The 7,237-nt window shown below is 48.8% G+C and carries 4 protein-coding genes; 2 read left to right on the top strand and 2 right to left on the bottom strand.

Going from position 1 to position 7,237, the window contains the following annotated elements; translation table 11 throughout:
- A partial coding sequence (locus AZ66_RS24765) for an Ig-like domain-containing protein (RefSeq protein WP_044357321.1) occupies positions 1–835 on the top strand: 835 nt, incomplete at its 5' end.
- Positions 836–1,024: 189 nt separating this feature from the next.
- Here AZ66_RS24765 and AZ66_RS24760 read toward each other — a convergent pair.
- Together AZ66_RS24760 and AZ66_RS24755 are read right to left on the bottom strand one after the other, a co-directional pair.
- A complete protein-coding gene (locus tag AZ66_RS24760) occupies positions 1,025–2,209 on the bottom strand; it encodes an MFS transporter (protein WP_044357319.1) in 1,185 nt (394 codons plus the stop codon).
- 206 nt (positions 2,210–2,415) lie between these two features.
- Positions 2,416–2,727: an ArsR/SmtB family transcription factor gene (locus tag AZ66_RS24755; protein ID WP_021254373.1), complete on the bottom strand. Its 312-nt coding sequence runs from the start codon at positions 2,725–2,727 to the stop codon at positions 2,416–2,418.
- 437 nt (positions 2,728–3,164) lie between these two features.
- Between AZ66_RS24755 and gltB the strand changes: the two genes are divergently transcribed.
- Positions 3,165–7,237 (top strand): glutamate synthase large subunit (gltB, locus tag AZ66_RS24750; protein ID WP_044357318.1); only part of this gene is annotated, 4,073 nt, incomplete at its 3' end.

Below are 7,237 nucleotides of genomic sequence, written 5' to 3'. Positions count from 1 at the left end.
GAAGGCAGCAGCACCGGGAACGACTTTCCTGACAGCGAGCATTCGCAATCAAACGCTTCCTTTGGAAGTAAATGTTCAGCGCAAGGCACTCGTATTGCAGGCGAACAAGGCGGATATCAGTATCGTAACGGGTCGTGAGCAGCCATTGCCAGAAGTAAATGTTATTTATGCTGATGGTACAGAAGAAAATGTAACGACTCAAGTGAAATGGGAATCAAGTTCTCCGAACTTGCTCGTTCGCGAGGGGAACATGAAGGGTCTCATTGCAGGACGTGCGACGTTGACAGGGACATTTTCCAATGTGAAAGTGACTGTGAAAGCAACGATCGAAGAAGAGATTGTGAAGTATGACATCGTTCCTTCTGAAATTCGTACGAACGTGAACAAGTCCCAATCGGTTAAGGTAACAGGAACCTACAAGAACGGAAAGACGATTGCGCTTGCTTCGCGTATTAAGTGGACTATTGAAAATGAAAAGGTAGCAACGGTTCGCGGAGCTACTGTTAAGGGTGTGGCTATTGGCAGCACAAAGCTGGTCGGTGAGTATCAAGGAAGAAAGCTGGAGGTTACAGTGCATGTGAAGCCTCGCTTGCTGAAGCTGGAAGCAAATCCGACAACTGTGAAGCTGGGCATCGGTCAATCTGCATCGTGGAAGGTTCAGGCGATTTATGATACAGGTGAAGTTGTGGATGTGACTTCCTCCGTGACATTCGTTCCTTCCAATGTGAAGATTAAGGCGTCGCGTGGTTCGGTGCAAGGTGTATCCAAGGGCAGTGGGAGTTTGAAGCTGACATTGGACGGCAAGAGCACATCACTGCGTGTAACGGTGAAATAAGGATTAATCCTAAATGGGATTAGTCAGAGAACACAGGACAGGGACTGCATGTGCAGTCCCTGTTTTGATTTTACGATTGTATGCTGCAAGTAAGAGTTGGGAACCTAATACGAAGCTAAGTTTGAGTTAAGTATAAATTGCAATCGATATTTAATCTGAGTCGAAATCGCTATAAATCTCCGTGATGGGCTATGCCCCGAGTGCCTGATCTTTCCCTTGCATGGTATCACTGAAGAGCTTCATTTTGATTGTTATTGCGGCAAACGCAAGCAAGGAAAATCCTACTCCACACCAGATAAGCTGATGCATGCCGAGGTTAGCGATGATAATTCCCGCAACAGCAGTACCAATCGTAATTCCTAAGTTGGAGAAAGAAACGAACAGACTGTTGCCGAACTCAGGCGCTTCCTTCGTTTCAGCAGTCAACCAAGTTTGACTCACAATCAGTCCTCCTGAGTGCACAGTTCCCCAAATGAATATCATCCCAATCATGAGAGAAAGATACGACCCTGCAAAATAGACAAGTACATAGATGAACGCGTAGAGAAGCGGGAAAAGCAGTATCGTTTTTGTAGTATTTTTCTGAAGCAAAGTTCCGAACAGAAAGTTGCCAGCAATCATAACAAGCCCAAATACCATGAGCATGAGACTGATGAGTGAGCCATTCATTCGAGTGATTTGGCTTGTGTATTCGGCAAAGTACCCGTACACAGAGAACATCGCTGCAAAAATAAAGATGACAGCCGCTATGTTGAGCCAAAGTCCGGGCTTACGTAAAATACTCAGCTGCTTGCCGTAAGACATCTTCTCCTTCACAGGCATGGAGGGCAGCCAAATGAGCAAACCTATCAAGGCGATTGCATTCACGATGGCTCCAAATAAGAAGGAGGTGGATAACGAAATACGTTCAGCAAGGTAAGACGTAATCGGGACACCAAATGCGAAGCCTACTGTAATTCCTGCAAATACGCGAACGACAGCCTGACTGCTCTGCTCGGGAGGTACCAGACTGGCGGCAGCTACGAGTGCGATGGAGAAGAAAATCGGATGGAACATCGCAGGCAAGATCCGGAATATAAGCATTACCTCGAAATGTGAGGTGAACGCATAGACGAGATTGGACAGCACGAACATGGAAATGGCCGTCAATAGGACGCTTTTGTGGTTAAAGCGGGATGCGATCAGGGTAAGAAACGGACCGCTAACGGCCACGATGAGTGCAAATATACCGACCAGCCAGCCTGCTTGGGAAGCTGTAATGTTGTATTTCTGCGATATTTGAGGCAGCACGCCCACAATACCCATTTCTGTCGTAATAATGCCGAATACGCCAAGGGACAGTAGAAGAAGCAGTAAGGGGTTTGTTTTTCTCATTTCAACGATAACTCCATTTCTATTCATCATGAATTTACACTTTAATGGTCCAAGAGTACTACGATGCACTTCATTCAAATAATTTCACTTCAATGAGCTTCACTTCAATACACTTCAACCCATTTATGCCATTCCATTTGATATACATAACTACATATCTATAAATATAGATGTAACCTGACAAAAAAAGAGATATTCCTCCTCCTCTACAAGTGATGGGTGACGTAATCGGCATATTCTCGTATCGTGCGTTCATTGCGGCGATAGTACGTCCATTTGCCGATTCGTTCAGACTCTAATAGTCCAGCTTGCTGCATCGTGAGCAAGTAGCTGGAGATAACGGATTGCGCAAGCCCTGTCTTTTTCTGAATATCGCCTACGCATATGCCTGTTGCAAATGAAATTCCATACTGAATGTACTTCTCTTCATTGAAATGCTCTTCAGGATTCTTCAACCATTGAAGAATTTGGGCGCGTGTGTCATTAGACAAAGCTTTGCAAATGAGTAAAGGTTCCATACATTTCATTATATCTATAATTATAGATTTGTAAATACAATAATTGGCTGAATGATCTGTAGGTGCTCCGATTGCAGTATAATTTAATATACACGAAGGTGAATGTATATGCATAGAGAATGATGTTTTTTGTCCTCACAAAAGAAGATAATGGTTCATATATGTCGAAAAATGCAAAAAAAGAACGAGAATTTATAAACGGAAATGGTGATTTATGCATAGAGGGGGATTGCTATGTTTGGCTCTATACTAAGGATTTGTCAACTATTATAACTTATCAAGGACATAAAAATATTAAATTGCCATCATATTAACGTGGTGATAAAATAATGAAACAATACAAATGAATAATTATAAATTCATAAAGAGAACGTGTTGATTGCTGTCGATCCTATGCAACGTATGTCGATCACTTTTAAATAGAAAGGTTGCTTCGTATGAAACTGAACGGATTACCTCCCAAGCAAGGATTATATGATCCACGATATGAAAAAGATGCGTGCGGAATGGGCTTCGTTGCTCATATTAAAGGGCAGAAATCCCACGATATCGTACGTCAGGCGCTGCAGATGCTGGTGAATATGGAGCATCGCGGCGGTCAAGGAAGCGAACCGAATACAGGCGATGGAGCAGGAATTATGCTGCAAATTCCGCATCGCTTCTTTGTTCGTGAGTTGGAGCAGCAAGGAATTACACTTCCGGAATCAGGTAATTATGGCGTGGGTATGCTGTTCCTGACGCAGAATGAACAAGCACGGGAAGAGCATGAAGCGCGTCTTCGTCGTATCGTTGAGGAGGAGGGGCATCAATTAATCGGATTCCGTACTGTGCCAACGAACGGGGAAGGTCTTGGCCAATCCGCACGGGCGGTTCAGCCTTATGTTCGTCAAGTGTTTATCGCACGGAATGCGGATAGCGACAGTGAGCTGGCCTTTGAACGCAAGCTGTACATGATTCGCAAGCGGATGGAGCGGGAAATTCGCTATACCGGTGAAGAGGAAGCGAGCACGTTCTATATTTCGAGCATGTCTTGCCGGAAAATTGTATATAAAGGAATGCTGACCACCGAGCAAGTTGGGCAGTTCTATCTCGATCTGCAGCATGATTTGCTCGAATCTGCGATTGCACTTATTCATTCACGCTTCAGCACGAACACGTTCCCGAGTTGGGAGCGTGCCCATCCGTATCGCTATATGATTCATAATGGTGAAATCAACACGCTTCGCGGCAATGTGAACTGGATGCATGCGCGTCAGACATTGTTCGCATCAGGCGTCTTCGGAGCTGATCTGGAGAAGGTGAAGCCAGTCATTAATGATGATGGTTCAGATACGGGGATGTTCGACAATACGTTTGAATTTCTGTATTTGGCGGGACGTCCGCTATCGCATGTTGCGATGATGATGGTGCCTGAGCCGTGGAACAATCATGACAGCATGGATCCGGCGAAGAAGGCCTTTTACGAGTATCACAGCTGTCTGATGGAGCCTTGGGATGGCCCTGCGGCAATGGCGTTTACTGACGGTGTGCAAATTGTAGCCACCTTGGATCGCAATGGATTGCGCCCATCTCGTTACTGTGTGACGAAGGACGATATGATTGTGCTTAGCTCCGAAGCGGGCGTGCTGGATATTGCGCCAGAGCAGATTGCCTACAAGGATCGACTTCGTCCTGGGCGGATGCTCGTTGTAGATACCGAGCAAGGCTGCATCATTTCCGATGAAGAGGTGAAGGCGCAGATTGCGGCGGAGAACCCGTACCAAGCTTGGCTGGAGGAGCATCTGGTCGGTCTTGAGGATTTGCCGGACGCGCCGGAAGTGCCTGAGCCGAAGCATGAGAATGTGCAGCAGCGCCAGCAGGCATTCGGTTACACCTATGAGGAACTGCGCAAGATTATCGAGCCGATGGCGGCTACTGGTGTAGAGCCGCTTGGATCGATGGGATATGATGCACCGCTCGCGATATTATCTGAACGTCCGCAGCGGCTGTACAATTACTTTAAGCAATTATTTGCACAGGTGACGAACCCGCCTATCGATGCCATTCGCGAGGAGATTGTCACTGCGACGGGCACGACGATCGGGCCTGAGCGGAATCTGTTGCTTCCAGAGCCGGAGAGCTGCCGCCAGATTAAGCTCGATTCTCCCGTGCTCTCCAATGAAGAATTTGCGAAGCTTCGCCATATTCGCAGACCAGGCTTCAAGTCGATCACCATTCCGATCTTGTTCACAGCATCAGAAGGAGCGGCGGGGCTTGAAGCGGCTTTGAAGACGATGTGCGAGGCAGCTGATCGGGTTATCGGCAAGGGACATAATTTAATCATCCTGTCTGATCGTAGCGTGGAGGAGGATCAAGCGGCTATTCCGGCGCTTCTTGCAGTATCCAGCCTTCATCACCATCTCATTCGCCAAGGGACGCGTACGAAGGTGAGCCTATTGCTGGAATCGGGCGAGCCGCGCGAGGTACACCACTATGCACTGCTGCTTGGCTATGGCGTCAGTGTGGTGAACCCATACTTGGTGTTCGAGACGCTGGATGATATGATTCGCCAAGGCATCCTGCACGGCATTACGCACGAGAAGGCAGTTAAGAACTATATGAAGGCCGCGACGAAGGGCGTCGTGAAGATCTTATCCAAGATGGGAATCTCGACGGTACAGTCTTATCGCGGCGCACAAATTTTTGAAGCAATTGGCTTGAAGCAGGGCTTTATCGATCGATACTTTACTTGGACGCCATCCCGAATCGGCGGCATTGGCTTGGAGGAAGTAGCGCAGGAGGCATTGTCTCATCACTATCGTGCTTTCGCCTCACAGCCAGGAAGAGATACGGAACTGGATTCCGGGGGCGAGTACCAGTGGCGCAAGGACGGGGAGGAGCATCTGTTCAACCCGCAAACCATTCATACCTTGCAGCAAGCTGTACGTACGAACGATTATCGTCTGTTCAAGAAGTATTCGAAGTTGGTGCAAGGAGAGTACAACAGCAGTCGAACCCTTCGTTCGTTGTTCACCTTGAAGCCAATTGGCCCAGCGATTCCGCTGGATGAAGTGGAATCCGTCGAATCGATCGTGAAGCGGTTCAAGACGGGAGCAATGTCGTTCGGCTCGATCTCGAAGGAAGCGCACGAGAGCTTGGCTATCGCCATGAATCGGATTGGAGGAAAATCGAACTCCGGTGAAGGCGGAGAGAATCCAGCCCGCTATGTAAAGGATGCGAATGGCGATTCCCGAAGAAGCGCGATCAAGCAGGTGGCATCCGGACGCTTCGGTGTGACATCTCATTATCTCGTTAACGCGGATGAGATCCAGATTAAGATGGCACAGGGAGCTAAGCCGGGAGAAGGCGGACAGCTGCCAGGCCGCAAGGTATATCCATGGGTTGCGGAAGTGCGCGGCTCGACACCAGGAGTGGGCTTGATTTCTCCGCCGCCGCACCATGACATTTACTCGATCGAGGATTTGGCTGAGCTGATCTATGATTTGAAGAATGCGAATCCGCAGGCGCGCATCAACGTGAAGCTCGTCTCGGAGGTCGGTGTTGGAACCATTGCTGCCGGAGTGGCCAAGGGCCGTGCAGATGTCATTCTCGTTAGCGGTTATGACGGTGGAACCGGCGCTTCACCGCAGGGCTCGATCCGTCACACAGGCTTGCCGTGGGAGCTTGGATTGGCGGAGACGCATCAGACCTTGATTCTGAACAACTTGCGCGATCGTATTGTATTGGAAACGGACGGGAAGATGATGACAGGACGCGACCTTGCTATCGCTGCCCTGCTGGGAGCTGAGGAATATGGCTTCTCCACAGCACCGCTTGTGGCGGTCGGCTGTATTATGATGCGAGTATGCCAGCTGGACACATGCCCTGTCGGAGTGGCGACACAAAATCCAGAGCTGCGCAAGAACTTTACAGGCGATCCGCAGCATGTCGTGAACTTTATGCTCTTCATTGCGGAGGAGCTTCGCGAATGGATGGCTGAGCTTGGATTCCGTGCGTTGGATGAAATGATTGGGCGTACAGAATGCTTGGACCTGAAGGATGCGCTGGATCATTGGAAGGCGAAGCATCTCGATCTGTCCTCGGTGCTGTACCAGCCTGAGATGCCAGAAGGTTCTTCGCGCATTCAAGTTCGCGCTCAGAACCATGGCTTGGAAGAGACACTCGATATGACAAGGCTCGTTCCCGAAGCGCAGTCTGCGCTGGAATCAGGAATGCCTGTCGAAGGGACATTCCCGATATGCAATGTGAATCGTGCGACGGGCACAATATTGGGCAGCGAGGTAACGAGAAGATACGGCGCGGCAGGACTGCCTGAGGATACGATCCGTTACTCGTTTATCGGATCTGCTGGACAGAGCTTCGGCGCATTTGTTCCACACGGCATGACGTTGACGGTTGAAGGCGACAGCAACGACTATGTCGGCAAGGGGTTATCAGGCGGTAAAATTATCGTGAAGCCGTCTCTGCAGGCTACTTTTGCAGCAGAGGACAATGTCATTATCGGCAATAC

It is taken from the genome of Paenibacillus sp. E194, assembly GCF_000935845.1.
Taxonomy (GTDB): Bacteria; Bacillota; Bacilli; order Paenibacillales; family Paenibacillaceae; genus Paenibacillus_B; species Paenibacillus_B alvei_B.
This window is presented reverse-complemented; position numbering and strand designations above follow the sequence as displayed.